At 66.1% G+C, this 23574-nt stretch carries 16 protein-coding genes, 3 tRNA genes and 1 other RNA gene; 6 read left to right on the top strand and 14 right to left on the bottom strand.

The genetic code is table 11. The features are described from left to right. Window positions 1–82: 82 nt before the first annotated feature. Entirely contained in the window at window positions 83–847 is a 765-nt protein-coding gene (locus AC07UW_RS01620; protein WP_495211520.1) for an isocitrate lyase/PEP mutase family protein, read from the bottom strand. Window positions 848–1000: 153 nt separating this feature from the next. Between AC07UW_RS01620 and AC07UW_RS01615 the strand changes: the two genes are divergently transcribed. Further along, the gene (locus AC07UW_RS01615) at window positions 1001–1444 is read left to right on the top strand and encodes a GNAT family N-acetyltransferase (protein WP_495211271.1); all 444 of its coding nucleotides are present in this window, start codon (window positions 1001–1003) and stop codon (window positions 1442–1444) included. Window positions 1445–1499: 55 nt separating this feature from the next. On the opposite strand, the gene AC07UW_RS01610 is transcribed toward AC07UW_RS01615, so the two are convergent. Together AC07UW_RS01610 and AC07UW_RS01605 are read right to left on the bottom strand one after the other, a co-directional pair. Next, a complete protein-coding gene (locus tag AC07UW_RS01610; RefSeq protein ID WP_495211270.1) occupies window positions 1500–10733 on the bottom strand; it encodes an autotransporter-associated beta strand repeat-containing protein in 9234 nt (3077 codons plus the stop codon). Between the two features lie 366 nt (window positions 10734–11099). Next, window positions 11100–11417 carry a DMT family transporter gene (locus AC07UW_RS01605; RefSeq protein ID WP_032977375.1) on the bottom strand — a complete coding sequence of 106 codons (318 nt, stop codon included), beginning with the start codon at window positions 11415–11417 and terminating at the stop codon, window positions 11100–11102. A gap of 299 nt (window positions 11418–11716) precedes the next feature. Here AC07UW_RS01605 and ffs point away from each other — a divergent pair. Next, window positions 11717–11813, top strand: an RNA gene (ffs, locus tag AC07UW_RS01600) — signal recognition particle sRNA small type. A gap of 76 nt (window positions 11814–11889) precedes the next feature. Here ffs and AC07UW_RS01595 read toward each other — a convergent pair. From AC07UW_RS01595 to AC07UW_RS01585, 3 genes are read right to left on the bottom strand one after another with little or no spacing between them, the layout of a single operon-like run. Beyond that, window positions 11890–12279: a nuclear transport factor 2 family protein gene (locus AC07UW_RS01595; RefSeq protein WP_051585091.1), complete on the bottom strand. Its 390-nt coding sequence runs from the start codon at window positions 12277–12279 to the stop codon at window positions 11890–11892. After that, window positions 12276–13043 carry an MBL fold metallo-hydrolase gene (locus tag AC07UW_RS01590; protein WP_495211269.1) on the bottom strand — a complete coding sequence of 256 codons (768 nt, stop codon included), beginning with the start codon at window positions 13041–13043 and terminating at the stop codon, window positions 12276–12278. Before AC07UW_RS01590 ends, AC07UW_RS01595 begins: the two co-directional genes overlap by 4 nt. Further along, window positions 13043–13792 carry a 3-deoxy-D-manno-octulosonic acid kinase gene (locus AC07UW_RS01585; RefSeq protein ID WP_025878162.1) on the bottom strand — a complete coding sequence of 250 codons (750 nt, stop codon included), beginning with the start codon at window positions 13790–13792 and terminating at the stop codon, window positions 13043–13045. Before AC07UW_RS01585 ends, AC07UW_RS01590 begins: the two co-directional genes overlap by 1 nt. Before the next feature lie 20 nt (window positions 13793–13812). Between AC07UW_RS01585 and AC07UW_RS01580 the strand changes: the two genes are divergently transcribed. Further along, window positions 13813–14859: a glycosyltransferase family 9 protein gene (locus tag AC07UW_RS01580; protein ID WP_088101167.1), complete on the top strand. Its 1047-nt coding sequence runs from the start codon at window positions 13813–13815 to the stop codon at window positions 14857–14859. Window positions 14860–14976: 117 nt separating this feature from the next. Here the strand turns inward: AC07UW_RS01580 and AC07UW_RS01575 are convergent, their stop codons facing one another. Beyond that, window positions 14977–15381, bottom strand: a complete 405-nt coding sequence (locus tag AC07UW_RS01575; RefSeq protein ID WP_478031705.1) for a DUF6165 family protein — start codon at window positions 15379–15381, stop codon at window positions 14977–14979. A 393-nt stretch (window positions 15382–15774) separates the two neighbouring features. Further along, window positions 15775–15865: transfer RNA gene (locus AC07UW_RS01570), tRNA-Ser, on the bottom strand. Between the two features lie 169 nt (window positions 15866–16034). On the opposite strand from AC07UW_RS01570, the gene AC07UW_RS01565 reads away from it, so the two are divergent. Next, a complete protein-coding gene (locus AC07UW_RS01565) occupies window positions 16035–16739 on the top strand; it encodes a PP2C family protein-serine/threonine phosphatase (protein WP_099819184.1) in 705 nt (234 codons plus the stop codon). Window positions 16740–16988: 249 nt separating this feature from the next. Here the strand turns inward: AC07UW_RS01565 and dnaQ are convergent, their stop codons facing one another. The 3 genes from dnaQ to AC07UW_RS01550 are packed head-to-tail and all read right to left on the bottom strand — an operon-like array spanning window position 16989 to window position 18831. After that, entirely contained in the window at window positions 16989–17717 is a 729-nt protein-coding gene (dnaQ, locus tag AC07UW_RS01560; RefSeq protein WP_088101166.1) for a DNA polymerase III subunit epsilon, read from the bottom strand. Window positions 17718–17721: 4 nt separating this feature from the next. Further along, entirely contained in the window at window positions 17722–18174 is a 453-nt protein-coding gene (gene rnhA / locus AC07UW_RS01555; protein ID WP_025878155.1) for a ribonuclease HI, read from the bottom strand. Between the two features lie 12 nt (window positions 18175–18186). Then, entirely contained in the window at window positions 18187–18831 is a 645-nt protein-coding gene (locus AC07UW_RS01550) for a class I SAM-dependent methyltransferase (protein WP_140228168.1), read from the bottom strand. Between the two features lie 11 nt (window positions 18832–18842). Here AC07UW_RS01550 and gloB point away from each other — a divergent pair, with 11 nt between their 5' ends. Further along, a complete protein-coding gene (gene gloB, locus AC07UW_RS01545; protein WP_495211268.1) occupies window positions 18843–19607 on the top strand; it encodes a hydroxyacylglutathione hydrolase in 765 nt (254 codons plus the stop codon). Further along, the gene (locus AC07UW_RS01540) at window positions 19604–20806 is read left to right on the top strand and encodes a lytic transglycosylase domain-containing protein (protein WP_223494346.1); all 1203 of its coding nucleotides are present in this window, start codon (window positions 19604–19606) and stop codon (window positions 20804–20806) included. The genes gloB and AC07UW_RS01540 overlap by 4 nt, the downstream gene beginning before the upstream one ends. Window positions 20807–21169: 363 nt before the next feature. On the opposite strand, the gene AC07UW_RS01535 is transcribed toward AC07UW_RS01540, so the two are convergent. The 3 genes from AC07UW_RS01535 to AC07UW_RS01525 all read right to left on the bottom strand — a co-directional run bounded on the left by AC07UW_RS01535 (window position 21170) and on the right by AC07UW_RS01525 (window position 23570). Beyond that, window positions 21170–23125: a peptidyl-prolyl cis-trans isomerase gene (locus AC07UW_RS01535; RefSeq protein ID WP_495211267.1), complete on the bottom strand. Its 1956-nt coding sequence runs from the start codon at window positions 23123–23125 to the stop codon at window positions 21170–21172. A 184-nt stretch (window positions 23126–23309) separates the two neighbouring features. Beyond that, a tRNA-Asp gene (locus AC07UW_RS01530) sits at window positions 23310–23386 on the bottom strand. A 107-nt stretch (window positions 23387–23493) separates the two neighbouring features. Further along, a tRNA-Asp gene (locus tag AC07UW_RS01525) sits at window positions 23494–23570 on the bottom strand. Between the last annotated feature and the right edge of the window lie 4 nt (window positions 23571–23574).

Genomic DNA, 23574 nt, shown 5'->3' with positions numbered 1-23574 from the left:
CGCCATGCGTGGATGCCTCGGCCCGGTCGCATCGACTACCCGCCCGTGGTTGAGCCTGTAGGCACGCCCCGCTTTGTCGCCCTCACCTTTCGCTGAACAGCTGGTTCAAGGCCGCATACCCCGGCGCCCCCTCCGGCATCGCCATCGCGTCGCCGAGAAAATCCCTGGTCGTCGCAGCCATCGCCGTCCATGCGTGCATGAACAAGGCCGGGCCAGCGCTCAACCGCCGCACGCCGGCCTGCGACAGCGCAGCAAACGACGCCATCCCCGGCAACCACATCAGGTTGAGAGGCAGCGGCACGGCGCCGGCAACCGCAGCAGCCTCGTCCAGCGCGCGCAGTCCCGGCACGAAGCCGCCGTCGGCACCGGCACATGCATAGGCCTGCAGCCGATCGATGCTCATCCTGACCGCCTCATCCCCTTCAGCCAGGCCGCGCAGATACACATCGGTGCGCGCGTTGATGAACAGCGATCGTCCACCCAGCGCCGAGCGGATGGCGCTGATCTTCGCCACCAGCCCCGCAGGGCTGCCGGCACCGTCTTCGATGTTGATCCCGGCCGCACCCGCTTCTACCAGGCGCAGCACCCGCGCAGCGACCACGTCGGGGGCATCGCTGTAGCCGTCCTCGATATCGACCGTGACCGGCAACGAGGTCACGCCAACGATTTCGGAAACCCGCTGCAGCAGCGCCGTATCAGGCAGCGCACCGCCATCGGCATAACCGCAGGACCACGCCATGGCAGCACTCGATGTTCCCACCGCGAGAGCCCCCTGCTGCTGGACCAGGCGGGCGCCACCGGCATCCCAGACGTTGGGCAGCACGTAAAGATCCGCACCTTGGTGCATTTGTACAAAACTGGCGTGAACGTTGGACATGGAACCTCCTGATGACGGGGACCCGCAGTCTGCGTCCGGACCGGTTTCCGGGCTCGCCATGTTCGGACATCAATGGTCCGGACCTCGCGCACAATGTGCTCGCCACCACGATGACAGTCATTCATGACACCCCGCCCCTACCGCTGCACCGACGTCACCGCCTGCCTGTCGATCTTCGACAGCAACGTGCCCACCTACTTCGTACCCGCAGAGCGGGGTGACTTCGAGCGCTTCCTGCACGAACACGCCGTGCCACGCGCCTTTCAGGTGATCGAGGTCGAGGGCCAGGTGGTGGCCTGCGGCGGCCTCTGGCACTGCGGCGATGGCAGCGCCAGCTTGTGCTGGGGCATGGTCGAACGAAGTCGCCACAGACAGGGGCTGGGACGCGCGCTGGCAGTGGCCCGCTTGTATCAGGCTGAAGCAGACCCATCGGTCCAGCGCATCACGCTCAGCACCAGCCAGCACACGCAGGGCTTCTATGCCGGCCTCGGCTTCCAGGTGGTACGCGTGGTAGCCGATGGCCACGGCGCCGGAATCGACGCCGTGGAGATGCAGCGGGTGCTGTAACCCGGCTCTCGACGGATCCACGCATGGCGTGGATCCGTCGAAGACGCGCGCTGGCTCAGAACCCGACGCGCAGGTTCAACTGGCCACCGATATCGTTGCGACCGTCGCCATGCTGGCCCTGCACGAACAGCGACAGCTGGCTGCTGCGTCCCAGGCCGACGGCCACACCGACCTGGCTGACCAGTGCGTTGCGCGCCATCACGGCACTGTAGGCATCGAACGCCGTGCCACCGACGGCGAAGCTCTGCCGGCTGGCCACGTCGGTGTCACCGGACGCATGCTGCCAGCCCAGCCCGACCGTCAACTGTACCGGATAGCGCTCGCCGCTGCCCACATCCCAGCGGCCGCGTACGCCGACGGTGCTGACATTGAGCGTGTCCTTGCCGCCCTCCAGTACCAGCGCCGCGCTGCCGCCCTGCTCCACCGCGCGATCGCTGTCCACCCAGTGCTTGGTGAACTGCACATACGGTTGCAGTTGCGTCCTGCCATGGGTCCAGGTCCAGCTGCCTTCGATCTGGGCGATGGTGACATCCGAATCCTGGCGGCTGTGCAGCGTCTGTGCCAGCAGCGGCACTTCACGCGTGGTGCGCGTGCGGTAATCGCCGCGCGACACACTGCCACCGACCGCAAACCCGTTGTTCCACTCGCCCTGCGCATACAGTCCATAGGTGTTGCCACGCAGGCGTGCACGCGACTGGCGATCGTACAGCCGTGTATCGAGCCGCTCGCTGCCCGCCGCGGCACCCAGCACCACATGCTCGCCAAGCTTCCAATCGACGCCAGCCATCAGTGCATTGCGGTTGGCACGGATCTCGTCACCGTTGCCATCGCCGTCCTGCTTGAACACCTTGCCGCTACCCGCCAGCCATGCCGAAGCACGCTCGCCACGCACCGTCGGCAACTCGCTGCCAAGACGCTGGCGGATGCCCTCTTCCAGGTAGTTGTCGTACAGCAGCACTGCACGGCTGGCCGCATGCACTTCACCGGAGAGCTGGTTGAACGCGTTGCGCGCGGTGGCGGTGTCGTAGGCCAGCAGCATGTTGTACAGGCCCAGCGCCGCGCCGGTCTGCGGCAGGCTGTCCAGCGCCGATGCCACGCCCAGCTGGTTGCGGGTCTGCGCAGCCGTGACGAAGGCCGCTGTCTGCTTCACATCGATCTTCAGCTGCGCGGCATTTGCTGTGTAGACCGGGCTCAGTGAGAGGAACGCCGAGGTGGTGGTGGGCGGCACGAACTGCCCGCTGACGCCGCCGCCTGCGTTGATGATCGTGTACTGCTGGCCCTGCTGGTAGCTGGTGTTCGGGTCGATGGCATTGACTACCACCGATGCGCCACCGATGTTCGCGCTGCCGCCCACCTGCACCACGTCACTGCCGGTAGCGCCCAGGTCGACCGACAGCGTGCTGCCCGGTGCCAGGGTCAGGTTGCCACCCACGGTGATCGTGCCCGTACCATTGCCGCCACTGCTGCCATTGCCCGGACCGTTGCCGGGTGACAGTACACCGCCGCTGTTCACCGTGACGCCGCCAGCGCTGCCGCCGATGGTGCCGGTACCCGACAACGTGGTGCCGCTGCCGATGGTCCATTGGCCACCGACGGTGCCGGTGACATTCAGGCCGCCGCCGGTGACCTGGCCGGTACCGGTGAATCCGCCACTGTTGCCGCCCAGGTTGAGCGGACCCGGGCCGGCCTGCACGATGCTGCCCGTACCACTGATGCTGCCCCCCAGCGTGGTGGTGCCGCCGGTGTTGACCACCAGGCCACCGTTGTTGGTGATGTTGCCGGTGACCGCGCCGCTGGCGCCGCCGTTGCCGATCTGCACGGTACCGCCGGTGTTGATCGTGGTGCCACCGGTATAGGTGTTGTTGCCGGTAAGGGTCAGTGTGCCGCTGCCCGCCTGGGTCAACCCGCCGCTGCCACTGACCACGCCACCAAGCGTGGTATTGCCGCCGACGTTGAACACCAGGCTGCCGTTGTTGCTGACGTTGCCGGCGATCGCACCAGTGGCCCCGCCATTGCCGACCTGCAGCGTACCGCCGGTGTTGATGGTGGTACCGCCGGTATAGGTGTTGTTGCCGGTCAAGGTCAGCGTGCCGGCACCGGCCTGGGTCAGACCGCCGCTGCCGCTGACCACGCCCGCGAGCGTAGTGTTGCCACCCACGTTGAACACCAGGCTGCCGTTGTTGCCGACGTCGCCGATGATCGACCCCGTTGCACCACCATTGCCCACCTGCAGGGTGCCACCGGTATTGATGGTGGTGCCGCCGGTATAGGTATTGTTGCCGGTCAGCGTCAGCGTGCCGCTGCCGGCCTGGGTCAGGCCACCGCTGCCGCTGACGGTGCCACCGAGTGTCGTGTTGCCCGACAGGCTGACCACCAGTGCGCCGTTGTTGGTCACGTCGCCGACGATCGCACCGGTCGCGCCGCCATTGCCGACCTGCAACGTGCTGCCACCGTTGATGGTGGTGCCACCGGTGTAGGTGTTGTTGCCGGTCAGGGTCAACGTGCCGGTGCCGGTCTGCACCAGGCTACCGCTGCCACCGATGGTGCCGCCGAAGGTGGTGCTGGCATTGCTGCCGCCGGTGGTCAGGGTGGAACCACCGAGCACCACGTTGCCGCTGGCAACACCGGCCAGGCCACCAATGGCCTGGTTGCCGGCCGCACTGATGTCCAGCGTTCCCGCGCCGGCCAGGTTCACCGTGCTGGCCGAGGACAGGCTGCCACCGGCGGCGACTGCCAGGGTGCCGCTGTTGATCGTCGTGGTGCCGGTGTAGCTGCTGGCACCACCCAGGGTCACCGTCGCCGCACCATCCTTGAGCAGGCTGCCACTGCCGGCGATATCGCCGTCCAGCGTCAGCGGCGTGCCACCCAGCAGGGTCAACGTGCCGCTTGCCAGTTGCACGTTGTTGGCCAAGGTCAGCGGCACACTGCCGTCCAGCGTGGCGTCACCGCCTACGGTCAGCGTGCCGGTGCCCAGAGCGCCATTGCTGCCCAGCGACAGACCACCGGCATTGAGCGCCACTCCGCCACCGAAGGTGTTGCTGCCGGTCAGGCCGAGCACGCCGGCACCGTTCTTGACCAGGCCACCGGCGCCACTGATGTCACCGGCAAAGGTGCTGTTGCCCGCTGCGTTGGTGGTCAGTGTGTTGCCGCCAAGGCTGATCGTGCTGCCGGCGACGCCGGACAATGTACCGATGGCCTGGTTGCCACCGCTGGAGATGTCAAAGCCGGTACCGGCGTTGGCCAGGTTCACTGCGCCGGTAGCGGCCAGGCTGCCACCGGCGCCGATCGCCAGCGTGCCGGCGTTGATGGTGGTGCCGCCAGTGAAGGTGTTGGTGCCGGTCAATGTTTCGGTACCCGTGCCCTCCTTGATCAGTCCACCGGTGCCGCCGATCGAACCACTGAACACACCATTGGTGGCATCGCCGATGGTCAACGTGTTCGCGCCGAGGTTGACCGTGCCATTGCCGATCAGCGTGCCGAATACCTGCGTGCCGCTGCCGGCCGAAAGATCGAAGGTGGCACCCGTGGCCAGATTGACGATCCCGCCTGCGCTGAGGCTGGCACCGGCACCGAGCGCGAGCGTGCCCGCGTTGATGTAGGTGCCGCCGGTATAGGTGTTGATGCCGTTCAACGTGAGGGTAGCAACGCCCTCCTTGGTCAGGCTGCCGGTGCCCGCCAGATTGCCGTTGAGGGTGAGATCGTTGCTGCCAAGTACGGTCAGGCCCGCGTTGAGCACCATGTTGTTGGCCAAGGTCACCGCACTGCTGGAATCGAGCGTGGAAGCGCCCCCCACGGTCAGCGTGCCGGTTCCCAGCGCAGCGTTGTTGCCCACCACCAGGCCGCCGGCATTGAGGGTGACGCCGCCACCGAACGTGCTGGCACCGTTGAGGGTCTGCACGCCGCTGCCATTCTTGACCAACCCACCGCTGCCGGTCAGGGCGCCGTTGAAGGTCGCGTCGGTGGTACCTCCCAGCGTCAGGCTGTTGCCACCCAACGACACCGTGCTGCCGGCCACGCCCGCCAGTGAACCGATGCTCTGGTTGCCGCCGGCGGAGATGTCGAAGGTGCCGGTACCGGCCAGGTTCACCGCGCCGGTCGGCGACAGGCTTCCGCCCGCCCCGATCGCCAGCGTGCCGCTGTTGATGACCGTGCCGCCGGTGAAGGTGTTGCTGCCGGTCAGGGTGACCGTCGCCGCGCCGTTCTTGATCAGGCCACCATCGCCGGTGACCGCCCCGCCCAGCGTCAATGCATTGCTGCCAAGCAGGTTGAGCGTGGCACCGGCCAGCAGGCCGATGTCGTTGCCGAGGTTCGCAGCGATGCTGCTGTCCAGCGATGCGTTGGCGCCCACGGTCAGCGCGCCGGTACCCAGCGCGGCATTGTTGCCCACCACCAGGCCGCCACCGTTGAGTGCCACCCCGCCACTGAAGACGTTGGCGCCGCCCAACGTCTGGATGCCCGTACCGTTCTTGACCAGCCCGCCGGTCCCACCGATCACGCCATCGAAGGTCCCGTTGCCAACGCCGCCGAAGGTCAGCGTGTTTCCGCCCAGCGCCACGGTGCTGCCAGCGACGCCGTTGAGCGCGCCGATGGTCTGGTTGCCGGCCGCGGAGATGTCGAAGCCGGTGCCCGGCGCGGAAAGCGTGACTGCACCGGTTGCCGCCAGGCTGCCACCGGCACCGATCGCCAGCGTTCCCGCATTGATCAGGGTGCCACCGGTGAAGGTGTTGGTACCGGTCAGCGTTTCAGTACCGGTTCCTTCCTTGATCAGGCCGCCGGTGCCGGCGATGGAGCCGCTGAAGACACCGTTGGTCGGTCCGCCGACAGTGATCGAGTTTGCGCCCAGGTTGACCGTGCCACTACCGGTCAGGGTGCCGAAGGTCTGGGCACCGTTGCCCGCGGAGAGATCCAGCGTAGCGCCGGTTGCCAGGTTGACGATGCCGCTGGCGGCCAGGCTTGCACCTGCTCCCAGGGCCAGCGTGCCGGCGTTGACGTTGGTGCCGCCGGTATAAGTGTTCACGCCGTTCAAGGTCAGCGTGGCAGCACCATTCTTGGTCAGGCTGCCGGTGCCGGAGATCACCCCGTTGAGCGTCAGCGCGTTGCTGCCCAGCACGGTCAGGCCGGCGTTGAGGGCGATGTTGTTGACCAGTGTTGCCGCCAGGCTGGTGTCGAGGGTGGCCGCGCCACCCACGGTCAGCACACCACTGCCCAATGCCGCATCATTGCCGAGCAGCAGGCCACCGGCATTGAGGCTGACGCCGCCGCCGAAGGTGTTGGCAGCGGACAGCGTCTGCACGCCCGCGCCCACCTTGACCAGGCCACCGCCTCCGCTGATCACGCCATCGAACACCGCATCGGCTGCCGTACCAAAGGTCAGCGAGTTTCCTCCCAGCGCGACCGTCGAACCGGCCACGCCATTCAGCGCGCCGATGGTCTGGTTGCCGGTTGCCGCCGATATATCGAAGCCCGCGCCGGCGCCGCCGAGGGTGACGTCACCCCCGACAGCCAGGCTGCCGCCTGCGCCAAGCGCCAGGGTTCCGGCATTGATCGTGGTGCTGCCGGCGTAGGTGTTCGCATTGGCCAGGGTCAGTGTGGCTGCACCGTTCTTGACCAGTGCACCATTGCCGGACACCACGCCGCCGAGCGTCAGCGCATTGCTGCCCTGCAGGGCAAGCGTCGTGCCCGAGGCCAGGTTGATCGCGTTGCCCACGGTGTAGGCGGCGGCAGTATCCAGCGTTGCATTGCCGCCGACGTTGAGCGCACCCGTCCCCAGAGCGCCGGCGTTGCCCAACTGCAGGTTGCCGCCATTCAACGCCAGGCCGCCACTGAAGCCGTTGGCGTTGCCGAGGGTCAACGTGCCGGCGCCGTTCTTGACCAGACTGCCGGTGCCGGAAATCACGCCATCGAGCGTGAGTGCGTTGCTGCCGATCAGCGTCAGTGCCGAGCCGGCGCCAAGGTTGACCGCATTGGTCAGGTCAAGCGCAATGCTGTTATCCAGGCTGGCGTTCGCAGCAACGTTCAGCGCACCGGTTCCCAGCGCTCCACTGTTGCCCAGCAACAGGCCGCCGCCCGCCAGGTTCAGGCCGCCACCGAAGGTATTGGCACCGTTGAGCGTCAACACCGTGGCGCCGCTCTTCGCCAGGCCACCGTCGCCGGACACCACGCCGCCCAGCGTGATGTTCTGGCTGCCGGGGAGCGTAAGAATCGCACCGGTACCCAAGGCCACGTTGTTGCTCAGGTTCAGCGCGACCGCCGCGTCCAGCGACACGTTGCCGCCGATGTTCAGCGCGCCGGTGCCGGCCGCCGCACTGCTGCCCAGCAGCACGCTGCCGGCATTGAGGTTGAGGCCACCGCTGAAGCCATTGGTGCCGTTCAAGGTCAACAGCGAGGCGCCGTTCTTGGTCAGGCTGCCGACGCCGGAGATGTCGCCGGTCAGGGTGATGTTGTTGCTGCCGCCCAGGGTCAGCGCGGCACCGAGGTTGACCGCGTTGCCCAGGGTCAGCGCAGAGCTGCCGTCCAACGTCGCGGCACCGTTGACGCTGAGCGCGCCGGTGCCCAGTGCACCGCTGTTGCCCAGCAGCAGACCGCCAGCATTGAGCGCGACGCCGCCGGTGAAGGTGTTTGCGCCGGTCAACGTCTGTACGCCACTTCCGTTCTTTACCAGGCCTCCGCCGACGCCACTGATCACTCCGGCGAAGACCTGGTCAGTCACACTGCCAAAGGTGAGCGTATTGCCGCCCAATGCCACAGTGGAACCTGCCACGCCGGACAGTGCACCGATGGTCTGGTTACCACCCAGGGAAAGATCCAGCGCCGCCCCAGCCCCCGACAGGCTGACCGCGCCGGTCGCGGCGAGGCTGCCACCACTGCCCAGCGCCACCGTGCCGGCAGCAACGTTCAAACCGCCGGTGAAGGTATTGCCGCCGTTGAGCGTCAGTGTCGAAGCCCCGCTCTTTATCAGGCCGCCACCACCGGAAATCGCACCGCCCAGTGTCAGCGCGTTGCCACCCAGCACGTTCAACGAACCTGCCGCGCCGATGATCACGTCATTGCCCAGGGTCAGGGCTGAAGTGGTATCCAGCGTCGCAGCGTTGTTGATATCCAGCAGGCCGGTACCGAGCGCACTGCTGTTGCCCAGCAACAGGCCGCCACCGTTGACGACGAGGCCGCCACTGAACGTGTTGGTTCCGTTCAACGTGAGCAGCGATGCGCCGTTCTTGCCAATGTTGCCGACGCCGGAGATCACCCCGTTCAACACCACGGGCTGGCCGCCCTGCAGCGCGAGCGAGCCGCCGGCGCCGAGCGCGATGTCGTTGGCCAGGGTGAGCGCTGCGGTGGTGCCATCCAGCGTGACCTCGCCGCCCACGCTCAGCACACCCGTTCCCAATGCACCGTTGTTGCCGAGCAGCAGGCCGCCGCCGTTGAGGGCAAAACCACCGGTCAAGCTGTTGCTGCCGGACAGTGTCTGCACCCCTGCGCCGACTTTGACAAGGCTGCCGGCGGTGCCGGTGAAGTTGCCGGCGAAGGCAGTGTTGCCGAGCCCGCTAAGGGTGAGCGTGTTCACGCCCACGTTGACCGTCCCCCCCAGCCCGGCCAGCGAGCCGATGGTCTGGTTGGACGCCAGACTCAGGTCCAGCGATGTGCCTGCCGTGAGCGAGATCGCAGCTGTCGGTGACAGGCTGCCGCCTGCGCCCAGCGCCAACGAGCCGTCTGCGATCGAGACACTGCCGGTAAGCGTGTTTGCACCGCCCAGGGTGAGCGTGCCGGCGCCGTTCTTCACCAGATTGCCGGAACCAGACAGCGCACCGTTCAACGTCAACGCATTGGTGCCGACCAGATTCAGACTGCCGCCACCGTTGACGACGATGTTGTTGGCGAGATTGAAGGCCCCGCTGGTATCCAGCGATGCGTTGCCTCCCACGGTCAGCGCACCGCCGCCCAGCGCACCTGCGTTACCCAGCAGCAAGCCGCCTGCGTTGAGGTTTACGCCACCACCGAACAGATTCGCGCCGCCCAGCGTGACCACACCGGTGTTGGTCACGGTCAGGCCGCCAGCACCGGACAGCACACCGTTCAAACCGAAGCTCTGGCTGCCGCCCAGGGTCAGGCCGGCATTGAGGGCGAAGTTGTTGCCCAGGGACAGGCCTGCGCCACTTGCAGCGATCGCGCCGCCGTTGACGGTGAACAACCCGGAACCGAAGGACGTGCTGCTGTCGAAGTTCACCAGACCACCGCCAAGGGTGATCGCCCCTGTTCCCGACCACGGTCCCTGCAGATTCCAGGTGCCGCCGTTGACGGCCAGCTTCTGGAAGCCGAGATAGTTGCTCCAGCCGATGCTGGATACCGGACCGTTGTTTCCGGCGTTGTCCTGCAGTACCAGCGTGTTGTTGGCCGCACCGGTACCGGCACCTGCGTTGACCGTGCCGGCAGCCGCAACCTTTACTCCGGTGATGCCGGTCAGCGTACCCGCGCCTGCAATGCCGCCGTTGGCGGAGAGGGTGGATCCGGCAACGGCCGTGAAGGTATTGCCTCCGGTCGAATCACCCAGGTGCACGCTGCCGTTGATAGTGCCGGCATTTACGAATGTATTGCCGGTAGAGGCACCCAGGCCGACCCGACCGTCGATGGTGCCGCTGTTGGTCACCTGGGCGGCCGCGCCACCGTAGGTCACCACGGAGGTCGCGTCGGAAACACTGCCCAGGCCGATCAACGACATGCTGATCAAGCCGCTGTTGTTGATGGTGGTGGTGCCATTGACGTTCTGCGCCACCAGAGCCTGCCCACCGAAGCCCAGCAACGTTGCCAGGTTGACGACACCCTTGATCTGCCCGCCGGTGTTGTTGTTGACGGCTATGGCGCTGTTGCCGGCGGCAGCGTTGCCAATGACCAGACCGGGGGACGCGAGGACAATCGAGCTCGGATCGATCGTGCCACTGTTGTTGACCGTCACGTTGTCGCCGCTCAGCGTTGCTGCGTTGCCTCCACCGACAACTGGAGGCGTTCGCAGCGTTGCGCCCGCGGCGATGTTCAGCGTAATGCCCGACGCGGCGTTGTTGTAATTGTTGATGTTGGTAGTGCTGTCGCAATTGATGACGGTCGTTCCGGTGCATGCCGCAAACGCCGACCCACTGGCCAAAGTAGCGGTCAATGCCAGCGCCAGCCGATGGGCCTTCAACCCCGGCAGATATCGTCCTGCCGATTTACCGCCTCCCGTCGGATTCTGGGTGATTTCCGAGGCCACCTGCATCACACCAAGGGCACGATTGAAAACCAGACGGTAAATGCGGTTCATCGGTAAATCTCCATGAAATGACCGGTGGCACAGCAGGCAGGTTTTTTGAGGTGATGTCGTCCCGCCCTGCTCCACCCGGGAACAAGACCTGCGGTATCAACCTTGGAAAACAGTCACACTTTCACGTGCAAGCGCTGCAGGAACTGCGTGCCCCTGCATGTCCGTCAGCGCGAAAACTCCCCGGTTTCGCTTGACGAATGGGCGCACTGTGCGGCCGTCAACGCCAGCACCACGTGAATCCGGCACGTTATTTTCATGATGGCCGTCAAATAATCACGGCAGTCGTCACGACTTTGCCGAAAATGCATATTCTCTTGTTTCTGCAGAACGGGAATATCCATATTCCCGCCGCATTCGTAACCGGCCTCAGCTACTGGAGAGTTTCATCAGCACCAGGCCAGCGACGATCAGTACCGCCGCGCCAATCCGCATCGGGCTGACCTGCTCGCCCAGGAACACGATGCCGACCACGAAGGCACCGACCGCGCCGATACCGGTCCAGATCGTATAGGCGGTGCCCAGCGGCAGGCTGCGCATGGCGACGGCCAGCAGCCAGAAGCTGGCGATCATGCCGACGATGGTGATGACGGTGGGGGTGAGTTTGGTGAAGCCTTCAGACTGCTTCATCGACACGGCCCAGACGATTTCCAGCAGGCCGGCAAACAACAGATAGATCCAGGCCATGACAGCCCTCCTTTGGTAGGGCCAGGCCGTCCTGGTCATTGAATCCCGATGTGGGGGAGGTCGTTCCTCCTGGGACCGGATTCTAGCAACGGCGGCAGCCACCGACCGATGCTGGGGGCACAGGGTTACATCGGATTCAGTGCATGAAGCTGGCGTCAGCACCCATGCCTGCGCTAGAATGCGCGTCTGCCATCGGTAAGCCGATGTGCAGTCCGGCTGTGGTCTCCGGCGCACAACGCGCTGCTTCCCCTGATCCGTGAATCGGCCGCCTCCGGGCGGCCAACGTCTCTATGGTGGCCCCGTCGGCCCCTCGCGACGCTAGGTCGAAAACTCCGCCAGGGCCGGAAGGCAGCAACGGTATCGATCGACGCGGGCGCCGAGGTCAGCCGGCGGGGCCACCGCCTTTTCGGCGAAGCCCCGCTCCGGTAGCTGCCAACCTTGGTTGGCGCCCTTCGCCGGGGATGCCCCGGCGCTACCGCGCCTCAGGCGTACCCTGATGGAACACCATCCGCCAGCCCGTTGAATGCTGACGCCACAGCGAGCTGCGCAGCACCCACCGCTGCGGTTGGTCATCGACGTGATAGCGACTGCGGTAACGCACCTGGGCCAAGCCCTTTGCCAGCATCCACACGGCGTACTGGTCCGACTCGATCACCACCTGCGCACGCTCCAGCGGGATCTCTTCCAGCGCGGCTTCACGGCCGTAGCACTGGCCGGAACTGCCGATCTCATTGAAATCCTCATCCAGCAATGCCGCCAGACGCTCATGGTCTGCGCGCACCTGCGGGCAATGCAGTGCGCGTTCCAACCCCTCCAGTTCGGCGGCCAGCGCCGGTGAAGCGGCGGCGCCAGCGCTGCTCACGGCGGATCCTGCGCCAGCACGTGCGGGGCGGTCGGCGCGGCCAGCACAACACACTGGCCCGGCTGTGCCACCCGGTGCCCGCGCGCGGCCAGGGCCTGGCCATCGGCCACGCTGGCGTAGTGGTACAGCATCATCCGTGCCTGCAGCTCGGCGCTGTACTCGCGCTCCAGGTCATCCACCCCGGTATGCGAAGGATTGCCGTGCAACCCGCAGTCGTGGGCGATCAGTTCGTTGTCACTGGCATAGCGCGCCAGCATTTCCGGAATCGGCCTGGTGTCGCCGCTCCAGGTCAGCGCGCCCTGCAGGCGCAGGCCATAGGCCGTCTCCGGCCAGTGGTGCCGCACGGGGAACACCTCCAGCCGCACACGCTCGTGCCAGAACGCATCGCCCACCACGATCAGCTGGAAGGCATCCCAGAAGTTGGCGCCGCCCTCGGCCAGCACGTTCGGGTAATCGCCGATGCGCTTGTGCAGCAGCGGCACCACCGTGGCCGGCACGTACAGGCGCACCTTGCCGCGCCGCTGCGCGCTGAAGAAGGTATCCACGAACAGCCGTTCGAAACCGGCCACATGATCCAGGTGCACATGGGTAACGAACAGCGCCTGCGGCATATGCCCGTAATGGGCCTTGAAGGCGGTCAGGCCTTCGCCGCCGCAATCGATGGTCAGCCACGGCCGGCCATCGCGCTCGATCACCGACATCGGCGAACCCAGCTCGACCGCCGACGCATTGCCGACGCCGAGGAAACGCAACGACCAGTCCATCAGGTGCCCCGGTTCCAGGCCATGTCATAGGCGCGACGCAGGCGCGCGTAGTCTTTTTCCACGTCTTCCACGCTGCGCTCACCGCGCAGCTTGATCAGCGAGCGCAGCAGGCGCTTGAGATTGCGCTCGCGCCAGGCGGTGGCCGGGATGCGGATGACCCCGCGATCGAAGTCGATCAGCCAGCCATGGCCGTTGCCATCGAACAGGATGTTGTGCGCATTGAGATCGGCATGGTCCAGCCCGGCACGGTGGAAGCGCGCGATCATCCGCCCGGTTTCTTCCCACGGCGCCCCGCGCCCGGCCACCAGTGCGCGGTCGGCCAGCGAGCGCACCCCTTCGATCCGTTCCATCAGGATCGCGGCGCGGTAGCGCAGGCCTTCACGCATGTAGAAGGCGGCAATCGGCCTGGGCACCGGCAGCTTCTTCTCGCGCAACGCGCGCATCAGCCGGAATTCGGCAAAGCTGCGGGTCCGGTCCGCCCCCCGCCAGATGTACTGGTCGTGGCTGATCCGGGCCGCCAGCCCCCCGCGCAGGTAGTGCCGCAGCACGCTGGCGCCGAACGGTGCATCCACGAACCAGGCGCTGCCACGGCCGCCCTCACCCACCGGCCGGGCCTTGCCGGCCCAGTGCTGTGGCGAGAACAGACCGATGTCGGCTTGCCGCAGCCGCTCGCGGTCGAACAGAATGGCCCCGATGCCGCGACCCTCGCGGCATGGCGTCAGCGCTTCATTGGCGTCGAATGCGACCATTCCTTTGAGTCTAACAACACATGGCATCAGCGTCCTCCTCCTTGTGTCTTCTGCGCCTGTCCGCTCTTGGCGATGTGACCCACGTAGTGCCGCTGGTGCGCACCCTGCAGGCCGCGCGCCCGGATACGCCGATCCACTGGATCATCGACAAGGTCGGGCAGAAGCTGCTCGATGGCCTGCCGGGCGTCACCTTCCACGCCTACGACAAGAAGACCGGCATGGCCGGAGTGAAGGAGCTGCGCAAGCAGTTGCCGCCCGGGCGTTTCGAGGCCCTGCTGCAGATGCAGGTGGCGTTCCGCGCCAACGTGCTGTCCGCCTTCATTCCTGCCGAGCGCCGCATCGGGTACGACCGCAGCCGCTCCAAGGATCTGCACGGCCTCTTCATCAACGAACGCATCCCCGATCGCCCGGGCATCCATGTGCTTGATGCCATCGGCAGCTTCTGCGAGCCGCTGGGCCTGCGCCAGACCGATGTCAGCTGGGACCTGGCCGTGCCGCAGGCAGCCTATGACTGGGCCGCCGCGCAGTGGCAGGACGATGGCCGGCCGGTGCTGATGATCTCGCCCTGCTCCAGCCACGTGCGCCGCAACTGGTACGCCGACCGCTATGCCGAGGTCGCCAACCATGCCGTCACGCGCGGTTGGCGGATCGTACTGTGCGGCGGCCGCAGCGAACTGGAGCGCAGCATGGCCGACGCCATCCAGGCCCAGCTGGATGTTCCGGCGCTGGACCTGGTCGGCAAGGACACGCTCAAGCAGTTGCCGGCCTTGCTGGCCCGCGCCAATCTGGTGATGACCCCGGACTCTGGCCCGATGCACATTGCCAACGCAATGGGTACCAAGGTGCTGGGCCTGCATGCGGCCAGCAACCCGAACCGCAGCGGCCCGTATTCGGACCGCCGCTACTGCGCGGACCGCTACGACGACGCGGCGCGCAAGTATCTGGGCAAGCAGGCAGCCGACCTCAAGTGGGGCACCAAGATCGAATTCGACGATGTGATGGAGTTGATCACCGTCGAAGACGGCATCGCCGCGTTCGAGCGTTACGTGGCCGACCATCTGGGGTGAGTGGCGGGCCGGGTGGCTGAGCGCCGCCTGCTGCGTGCGGACCTGGTCCGCACCGTCCCGTAACCCGGGAGATCCATCCACGCATGGCGTGGGTCTCCTGCGTCGGGCCGCCGGGGATTACGCGCGCTGCGCGTAATCCTGGTACGACTTCTCTTCCACGTACGCCGAACCCAGCGCCAGGTTGATCGCCTTCTTGATCCGTGCGCGTTCGTCGTTGCGCAGGTACACGCTGCGCGCCAGGTCGATGAACCCCTGATCGAACGCCTGCGCCTTGTCCTTCAGGCGGATGTCGTCCTCGATCTCCCACAGCTGCTCGTTGACCGACTTCAGCTCGGCGCGCAGCTTGGCGATGTCCTTCACGGCCGCAGGGTGCGCCATCCACGTGGTTTCCAGCGCGGACAGCTCCTTGCGTACGTTGGCCAGCTTGCCTTCGTCACTGATGCGCTCGGACTTGATCTGCAGGATCGAGATCTTGTCCAGCAGCTCGCCGAATGAAACGGGGACGAGGATTTCAGCGGTCATCGTGGCGGCTCCAGCAGGTGATGACGTACATGGTAACCCGCCGCACGCGAACAGCATCCACGCATGGCGTGGATCTACTGAAGCATCCGGGGGAAGGACGGCAAAGGGAGGGGCCCGAGCGTTGCACGGCAACGTTTGGGGCGACGCGCGAAGCGTCGTCGCATCCCCGCGCCAGATAAAAAAGCCACCGATCCGTGCAAGTTGACGCGAAGCCATCTGGAGCAGCAAGCCCCTCTGTTGAGGGGCTGCCCCGACAGGGGCGGGGAGAGGCCGGCAAAGGGAGGGGCCCGAACGTTGCATCGCAACGTTTGGGGCGACGCGCGAAGCGTCGTCGCATCCCCGCGCCAGATTAAAAAAGAAGGGCTGCCTTTCGGCAGCCCTTCTTTTTTAATCTGGCGGAGAGGGGGGGATTCGAACCCCCGAGGCGCTATAAACGCCTGCCTGATTTCGAGTCAGGTACATTCAACCGCTCTGCCACCTCTCCAGATGTTCCCCGGCGAACCGGGGACGCGCATCATACGAGGAAGCGCGGCTGACGACAAGTCATTGCGCCCAATGAAGTGAAATTTTCCTGACTGCATGGCTTGCCGGATGTCCGCTTGGCCGTGATGATGCCGTTCTCCCCGGCATTACCCCCTCGCCCAGCACCCACCATGATCGAATTCGGACATCTCACCCACCCCGGCCTGCGCCGCGAGCTCAACGAGGACACCTATTACGGTGACGGCGAGCTGGCCCTGTGGCTGGTAGCCGACGGCATGGGCGGGCACGCCTGCGGCGAGGTGGCCAGCGCACTGGCGCGCGAGACCATCGTCCGCGAGATCCGCCGTGGCGCGCCGTTGGCGCAGGCGATCCGCACCGCCGACGAAGAGATCATCCGCGCCTCGCGCCGGCGCAACGACAGCCTGCCGATGGGCACCACCGTGGTCGCTGCACGGGTGCAGGGCAACCGTTACGAAGTGGCCTGGGTCGGCGACAGCCGCGCCTATCTGTGGCGCGATGGCCAGCTTGCCCAGCTCAGCCAGGACCACAGCGTGGTGCAGGAACTGGTTGCGCAGGGCAACCTGACTGCCGAGCAGGCGCGCGCCCATCCCCACCGCAACGTGGTCACCCAGGCACTGGGCGTCACCGACCCGGCACACTTGAACGTGGCAACCACCAGCGGCGAACTGCGGCCGGGCATGCAGTTGCTGCTGTGCAGTGATGGCCTGACCGAGGAAGTGGATGATCGCGGCATCGCCCGCACCCTCGCCTTCGACGATGCCAGCGCCCAGGAATGCGTGGACAGCCTGGTCGCCACCGCCCTCGACGGTGGCGGCTCGGACAACATCACCGTGATCCTGGTGCGCTGCCACTGAAGCCGGCTGGAGGCAAGCCCCCTGAGTCAGGGGGCGGCCGCGAAGCGGCGGGGGTCTGGGTGCTGGTGAGACGGGGCCCACGATTTGCAGCGCAAATTGTGGGGCGACAGCGCGATTGCGCTGGCGCGTCATCGGACAACATCACCGTGATCCTGGTGCGCTGTCACTGATCCACGCCATCCACGCATGGCGTGGATCTACAGTAGAGCCACGCCATGCGTGGCTGCATTTCGCATCCCATTGCTGCGCCTACGCGCTCGCGGCCTCTTCCACCTTAGGGCCGTCCCACAATGCGTGGCCGGCCTTCTTGCGCAGCCGCTCCAGACGCGCCGCATGCGCTTCCTGCTCCGACGGCGTGGCCACCACGCGCGGCCGCGGCAGCAGCTTGGACGCATCGAACGCCTGCAACGCCGCGGCACTGCCGGCATCGTCATCGCCCAGCCCGAAGCCGATCTCCTCCTGGCCCGAGGTCAGTGCGATGTACACATCCCCCAGGATCTGCGCATCCAGCAGACCGCCATGCAGGGCGCGGTGCGAGTTGTCCACGCCCAGCCGCTTGCACAGCGCATCGAGCGAGTTGCGCTGGCCCGGGAAGCGCTCGCGCGCCAGCGCCAGGGTATCGATCACCGTGCAGCGATCGGTGATCTTGCCGTACTGCTCGCCGAGCAGGGACAGCTCGTTGTCGAGGAAGCCCAGATCGAACGCCGCGTTGTGGATGATCAGCTCGGCGCCATCGATGAAGGCCAGGAACTCCTCCACGACCTGCGCGAACTCCGGCTTGTCGGCGAGGAATTCCAGGGTCAGGCCGGTCACTTCCTGCGCGCCCTGTTCGAACTCGCAGTCCGGCTTCAGGTACTGGTGATAGGTATTGCCGGTCGGGCGACGCTTGAACAACTCGACGCAGCCGATTTCGACGACGCGGTTGCCCTTCTTCCATTCCAGGCCGGTGGTTTCGGTATCAAGGATGATCTGGCGCATGGGCTCAGTTTACCGGGCTGCCGTCGCGGATCTGGATCGCGGCGTTGCGGGCCAGCGTATCCACGCGTTCATTGTCCGGGTCGCCGGAGTGGCCTTTCACCCAGCGCCAGTCGATCTGGTGCCGCAGCGTGGCGGCCTGCAGGCGTTCCCACAGCTCGCGATTCTTCACCGGGTCACCGCCGGCGGTCTTCCAGTTCTTGCGGATCCAGCCCGGCAGCCACTGGGTCAGGCCCTGCCGTACGTACTGCGAATCGGTGTAGAGGACGATCTCGCAGGGTTCGGTCAGCGACTCCAGGCCGGAAATGGCCGCCATCAGCTCCATCCGATTGTTGGTGGTATGCGCTTCACCACCGCTCAGTTCGCGCTCATGCCCCTTGTAGCGCAGCAACGCGGCCCAGCCACCGGGGCCGGGATTGCCGAGGCAGGAACCGTCGGTGTGGATTTCGATGGTTTTCAATACAACTCCAGATCAGGTAGCAACGGTGCCGTGCCAGCGCACGGGCAACGGGGTCGGCCCGGGCAGGGCCAGCGTGCGTTTTTCGGCGTGGAACAGGCAGGCCGCGCGCAGGGGGGCCCAGCCGCCGCGACGGCGGCTGCCGGCACCCTGCCACATCGGCCCCAGGTAACGCATGTCCTCGCATTCCAGCCCATGGCGCTCAAGCAGCTGGCGGATCCGCTGCGGCGTGCGCACCACCAGCCCGTGCTGGCGCCAGCGGGTGCGGAACGGGCTGAACGGATTGAGGCTGGTCAGCCATAGATGGCCACCGGGCATCAACACGCGCTCGCATTCGTCCAGCAGATGGTCGGCATCACCGACGGTCACATGCTGAAGCACGATGGCGTTGACGCTCTCGTTGGGCAGCGGCAAGGGCAGTGCACAGCGGGTATCGCCAGCGTACCCAGTCCCCTCGCGATGCAGCCGCAGGCCCCGACCGCCCAGCTGCGCATCAGCCAGCCAGGCGGCACTGGGCGCGATCCACAACCAGGGCCGGGTCGGCAGCAGCGACAGCTGCGGCAACAGCAGTTGTCGTTCGAGCACGCGCAAGGCCTCCGCCGGTTCGCTGTCGAACCACGGGGCCTGGCTCGCTTGACGGGTGCTCTGCAGCGCGGGCATGGTCCAATTCTATGCGACTGACTGCCCTGCCCGCATTTGCGGACAATTACATCTGGATGCTGATCGCCGACGACGGTGCTGCCGTGGTCGTCGATCCCGGCGACGCTGCGCCGGTACTGGCGCTGGCTGCCCAAGGCGTGCGCGTGGACACCATCCTGCTCACCCATCACCACGACGATCACATCGGCGGGGTACCGGCGCTGCAGGCGCGTTTCGCCGGCGTGCGCGTGGTCGCACCGGTCGACGAGCGCATCCCGATGGCCACCGAGCGGGTCGGTGAAGGTGAACGTGTTCAGGCACTGGGCCGGATGTTCCACGTACTATCCGTCCCCGGGCACACCCGCAGCCACATCGCGTTTCACACCGCTGAACAGCTTTTCAGCGGAGATTCGTTGTTCAGCCTGGGCTGTGGACGCCTGTTCGAAGGTACGCCGTCCCAGCTGCTGGCATCGATGCGCAAGCTGGGTGCCCTGCCCGCGCAACTGCTGCTGTGTTGCGCTCACGAGTACACCGTGTCAAATGCCGTCTTCGCGCGGCATGTCGACCCCGCCAACGCTGCCTTGTTGCAGCGCCAAGAGGAGGCTTTGGCCATGCGCCGCGATGACCGTTCCACCCTGCCAGTATCCCTGGCCGATGAAATTGCCTGCAATCCGTTCCTGCGTACCCACACGGCGCCCATCCGCGCGGCCGTGTCGGCGCACCTGGGGCGCGAAGTCGTGGACGACGTCGACGTCATGGCCGGTCTCCGGCACTGGAAAGACGGCTTCCGCGCATGAGTCGCCGAAGTCTGCCGCTGGCCCTGGGTCTCGTCCTGGGGTTGGCCGGAACTGCCGGCGCACAATCGCTGGGCGCCGGCATCAGCCAGAACCTGACCGCCGCCTCGGCCCTGCCGCTGGATCCGTCAACGCTGCCGGCCGCATCGGTGCGTAACGGCCAGGAGATCTTCTCCAGCTTCCGCGACGGCCTTGCAGAACCTACCTGCGACGCCGAAGCCACCAGCCCGCGCTGGCAGAAGCAGTTCGCCCATGCGCCTTCGCGGTTGGCCAACCAGGATGACGACGCGCTGGTGCTGTTCGGCTATGTGGTCGAAGAGCTGCGCAAAGCCAACCTGCCCACCGAATTCGCCCTGATTCCCTTCGTCGAAAGCGGCTACCGGCCCAATGCCCGCAACGGCAGCGGACCGACCGGCCTGTGGCAGTTCATCGCCACTACCGCGCGCAACCATCGCGTGCCGATGAGCAACAACTACGACGGCCGACTGTCGGCAGTGGAGTCCACCCAGGCCGCCGTGCGCTACCTGAAGACCCTGCATGGCATGTTCGGCGGTGACTGGCGCCTGGCCACCATGGCCTACAACGCCGGTGAGTACCGCGTGCTGCAGTCCATGCGCAAGGCCGGCATGAATGCGCAGAACGCAAAACCGGCCGGCCTGCCCGGGCTGTCGCCGGTCACTCATGCCTATGTAGAGAAGCTGCATGCCCTGGCCTGCGTGCTGGAAGACGTGGAAGACCAGCCCGGCGTGATGGCCTCGCTGGACCGCACCGTACCGGTGCTGAAGGACCACACCCTGCCGGCGGGCACCAGCGTCCAGCAGTGGGCCGCCCAGCGCGCCCTGGACCCGGCGAAGATCGCCCGCTTGAATCCGGCACTGGCCGCCGGCAACCGCCCGTCGGGCACCGCACGTGTACTGGCGCCGGTCTCAGCGTCCAACGCGGACGTGGCCGATATCGCCAGCACTGCCGTTGCCACCGCAGTGGCCAGCACCGTCAGCGCCGCGCCGAGCCCGCAGGTGGCCAAGGTGGTCGCGTCGGCTGCCGATCGCCCGCGCAACCGTCGCCACACCGTTCGCAATGGCGAATCGGCATGGACCATCGCCCGCCGCTACGGCATGCCGGTGAAGGCGCTGTTGTCGCTGAACGGCTTGAGCGGCAGCAGCGTCCTGAAGCCAGGCGCGGTACTGCGCGTCGAAGACTGAGGTCGGTGCGGCGCTGACGCGCGGTTTCCGGCCAACGGCGAAGCCCCTCACGGGTGGCGGCAGCAGCATTCATGAGTTGGGACGAGCGAGGTGGCCCCACGGGGGACGCCGTGAACCCATCCTTGGGGGCTTGGCCGCAGCATCCATGCCGCGGACACCCCCGCGCGCCCACCCCGCCCGTCCCCTGATGGTTTCCGGTGGCACCCTCGGATTGGAAGATGAAGAGCAGGAGCAGGTCGCTTCGCTTCTGGTAGCGGCCGACCTTGGTCGGCGCTCATCGCGCAGGTCACGGATCGATCAGGGTTGCGACAACAAAAAAGGCCCGGCAATGCCGGGCCTTTTCGTTCCTGCTCGCCGGAGGGCTTACAGGTTCGCTTCGGTGGTCTGGATCAAGAACTTCTTGCGCATCGCCTCGATGTAGGCCTTGGCAGCGGCCATGCCGTCGATCTGGCTCAGCTGGTCCTTCAACTGCTTCTGCTGTTCGGCGGTCACTTCCTTGATGTCGCCCGGGTTGACCTTGTTCACCGCGAAGACCAGCGCATGGCCGTTGACATCGACCTTGCCGTAGCTCGGCTTGCCCTCGGCAGGCAGCGGCGCACTGAAGATCGCACGGTTGATCTCCGGGGTCGGCACCGGCTGGCTGCGCGGCAGGCCCGGCATCGGGCTCAGCTGCAGCTTCTCGCTGGCAGCCAGCGACTGCAGGGTCGCGCCGGCCTTCAGCTTGGCCAGCAGGGCATCGGCGGCCTTGTCACCGGCCTGGCGCTGACGGTCGGCACGGATCGCGGCGATCACCTGCTCACGCGCCTTGTCCAGCGGCAGCGCCTGCTCCGGGGTATGCGCGGCAACACGGATCACCACGCTGTGGTTGCTACTGCCACCCAGGGCGATCGGATCGCTGGCGGTACCGTCCTGCACCAGGACGTCGGAGAAGGCGGCACGCAGCACGGCCGGATCAGCGGCAATACCGGTGGCGGTCGTGCGCGTGATCGGGCCCAGCGTCTGCATCGACAGGCCGACCGCCTTGGCGGCTGCAGCCAGGTCGCTCGGGCTCTTGTTGATGGCATCGACCAGGCGGCCTGCCAGATCGTTGAAGCCGCGCTCGCCGTCGGCCTTCAGCTGCTCGGCAGCCAAGGTGTCGCGTACTTCTTCAAACGACTTGCCCTCGCCGCCACGAACCGCAGCGACCTTGATGATGTGGTAGCCGAAGTCGGTCTTGACCGGGCCGATCACCTCACCCGCCTTGGCGCCAAACAGCGCGTCTTCAAACGGCTTGACCATCGCGCCCCGTTCCACCCAGCCCAGGTCACCGCCCTGCGCCTTGGAACCGGGATCTTCCGAGTTCGCCTTGGCCAGCGCGGCAAAATCTGCACCTGCCGCCTTTGCTTCGACAGCCAGCTTGGCGGCCTTGGCTTCAGCACCATCGCCAGTGATCAGGATGTGCGCCGCCTGACGCTGTTCCGGCGTGGTGAACTTGGCCTTCTCGTCGTCGTAGCGCTTGCGCAGGGTTGCCTCGTCGGCCGCGGTCGGTGCCGGCAGGTTGGCACCGTTGAGCTCGACATATTCCAGCGATACCGACTCGGCCTGGCGGAAATCCTTGCCATGGCTGTCGTACCACTGCTTGATCTGCGCATCGGTCACCGGCGCGGTATCAGCCGGGACTTCCGGCAGCGCGGCCAGTTCCACATCGCGGGTCTCGCCCAGCAGCTTCAACAGACGCTCGGTCTCAGCCTGGGTGACAAAGCCGGAATTCTGCAGACCCGACGGGATCACCGACTGCTGCAGGCTCTCACGCACCAGTTCCTGGAACTGGGTCGGCGTGCGCGGCGGATTGCCACCGGCCAGGGCCAGACGGTAATTGCTTTCGCTGAACTTGCCATCGGCGCCCAGGAAGCCCGGAATGGTGGTGATGTATTCGCGCACAGCGCCGTCGCCAATCACGACACCGGCCTGCTCACCGACCAGGCGCACGACCTGCTCGTCGATCAACTGGTCGAGCACGGCCAGCTTGTTCTCGGTGCTTTCGAACGCGCGCGGGTCGAAGTTCTCGCCCTGCTGCTGGCGTTCGCGCATGCGTTCCTGCTCGAAACGGGTGCGGAAGTCCTGTGCACTGATCTCATGGTGCTGCCACATCATGCGCACCGGCCACCATGACGGTGCCGAGCGCCACCAGGTCGGCGGTGCCGAAACCTTGGCCACGTTCTGTGCGCCGACGCCACCGAGGTAGCTGTTGTCGATCACGAACAGGAACGGAATCATCAGCAGCCCCAGGATCACAGTGACGATCCAGCCTGAGGTCTTGTCGCGGAGTTTCTGCAGCATGGTGAGGAATCACAAGGCTTGATTGGCGAGCCCGGCAGTGTAACCCGCTTCGCGGCGTGGACCAAAAGCAGCGCCGGTGGGGCCTGGCGCCACCCTGCCCCGGCGATCAACACGATCGCGCGCATCAAAAGATGAAAACGACACAAAGAAAAAGCCCCCGACTTGCGTCGAGGGCTCTTAGAGTTGGCGGAGCGGACGGGACTCGAACCCGCGACCTCCGGCGTGACAGGCCAGCATTCTAACCAGCTGAACTACCGCTCCGCGCTTGAAACTTTGCAGGCGCTCAGTATATCCGAAGACTTCCTGAAAACCTACCCCGCTGAACACTTTTTTCAAAGTTTTTTCACGAGGATTTAAGAGTTTTGCAATGGCGGAGCGGACGGGACTCGAACCCGCGACCTCCGGCGTGACAGGCCAGCATTCTAACCAGCTGAACTACCGCTCCGTAT

Source organism: Stenotrophomonas sp. GW821-FHT02D01 (assembly GCF_059421765.1).
Note: the sequence above shows the minus strand (reverse complement) of the source record. Positions and strands in the feature narration are given on the sequence as shown.

Bases quoted from the DNA above. Each gene is read 5' to 3' on its own strand.
- AC07UW_RS01585 (WP_025878162.1), bottom strand. From the start codon at position 13,792: ATGGTCGCATTCGACGCCAATGAAGCGCTGACGCCATGCCGCGAGGGT.
- AC07UW_RS01605 (WP_032977375.1), bottom strand. From the start codon at position 11,417: ATGGCCTGGATCTATCTGTTGTTTGCCGGCCTGCTGGAAATCGTCTGG.
- AC07UW_RS01535 (WP_495211267.1), bottom strand. From the start codon at position 23,125: ATGCTGCAGAAACTCCGCGACAAGACCTCAGGCTGGATCGTCACTGTG.
- AC07UW_RS01590 (WP_495211269.1), bottom strand. From the start codon at position 13,043: ATGGACTGGTCGTTGCGTTTCCTCGGCGTCGGCAATGCGTCGGCGGTC.
- AC07UW_RS01620 (WP_495211520.1), bottom strand. From the start codon at position 847: ATGCACCAAGGTGCGGATCTTTACGTGCTGCCCAACGTCTGGGATGCC.
- gloB (WP_495211268.1), top strand. From the start codon at position 18,843: ATGCGACTGACTGCCCTGCCCGCATTTGCGGACAATTACATCTGGATG.
- AC07UW_RS01550 (WP_140228168.1), bottom strand. From the start codon at position 18,831: ATGCCCGCGCTGCAGAGCACCCGTCAAGCGAGCCAGGCCCCGTGGTTC.
- AC07UW_RS01575 (WP_478031705.1), bottom strand. From the start codon at position 15,381: ATGACCGCTGAAATCCTCGTCCCCGTTTCATTCGGCGAGCTGCTGGAC.
- AC07UW_RS01565 (WP_099819184.1), top strand. From the start codon at position 16,035: ATGATCGAATTCGGACATCTCACCCACCCCGGCCTGCGCCGCGAGCTC.
- AC07UW_RS01540 (WP_223494346.1), top strand. From the start codon at position 19,604: ATGAGTCGCCGAAGTCTGCCGCTGGCCCTGGGTCTCGTCCTGGGGTTG.
- AC07UW_RS01580 (WP_088101167.1), top strand. From the start codon at position 13,813: ATGGCATCAGCGTCCTCCTCCTTGTGTCTTCTGCGCCTGTCCGCTCTT.
- AC07UW_RS01615 (WP_495211271.1), top strand. From the start codon at position 1,001: ATGACACCCCGCCCCTACCGCTGCACCGACGTCACCGCCTGCCTGTCG.
- AC07UW_RS01610 (WP_495211270.1), bottom strand. From the start codon at position 10,733: ATGAACCGCATTTACCGTCTGGTTTTCAATCGTGCCCTTGGTGTGATG.
- dnaQ (WP_088101166.1), bottom strand. From the start codon at position 17,717: ATGCGCCAGATCATCCTTGATACCGAAACCACCGGCCTGGAATGGAAG.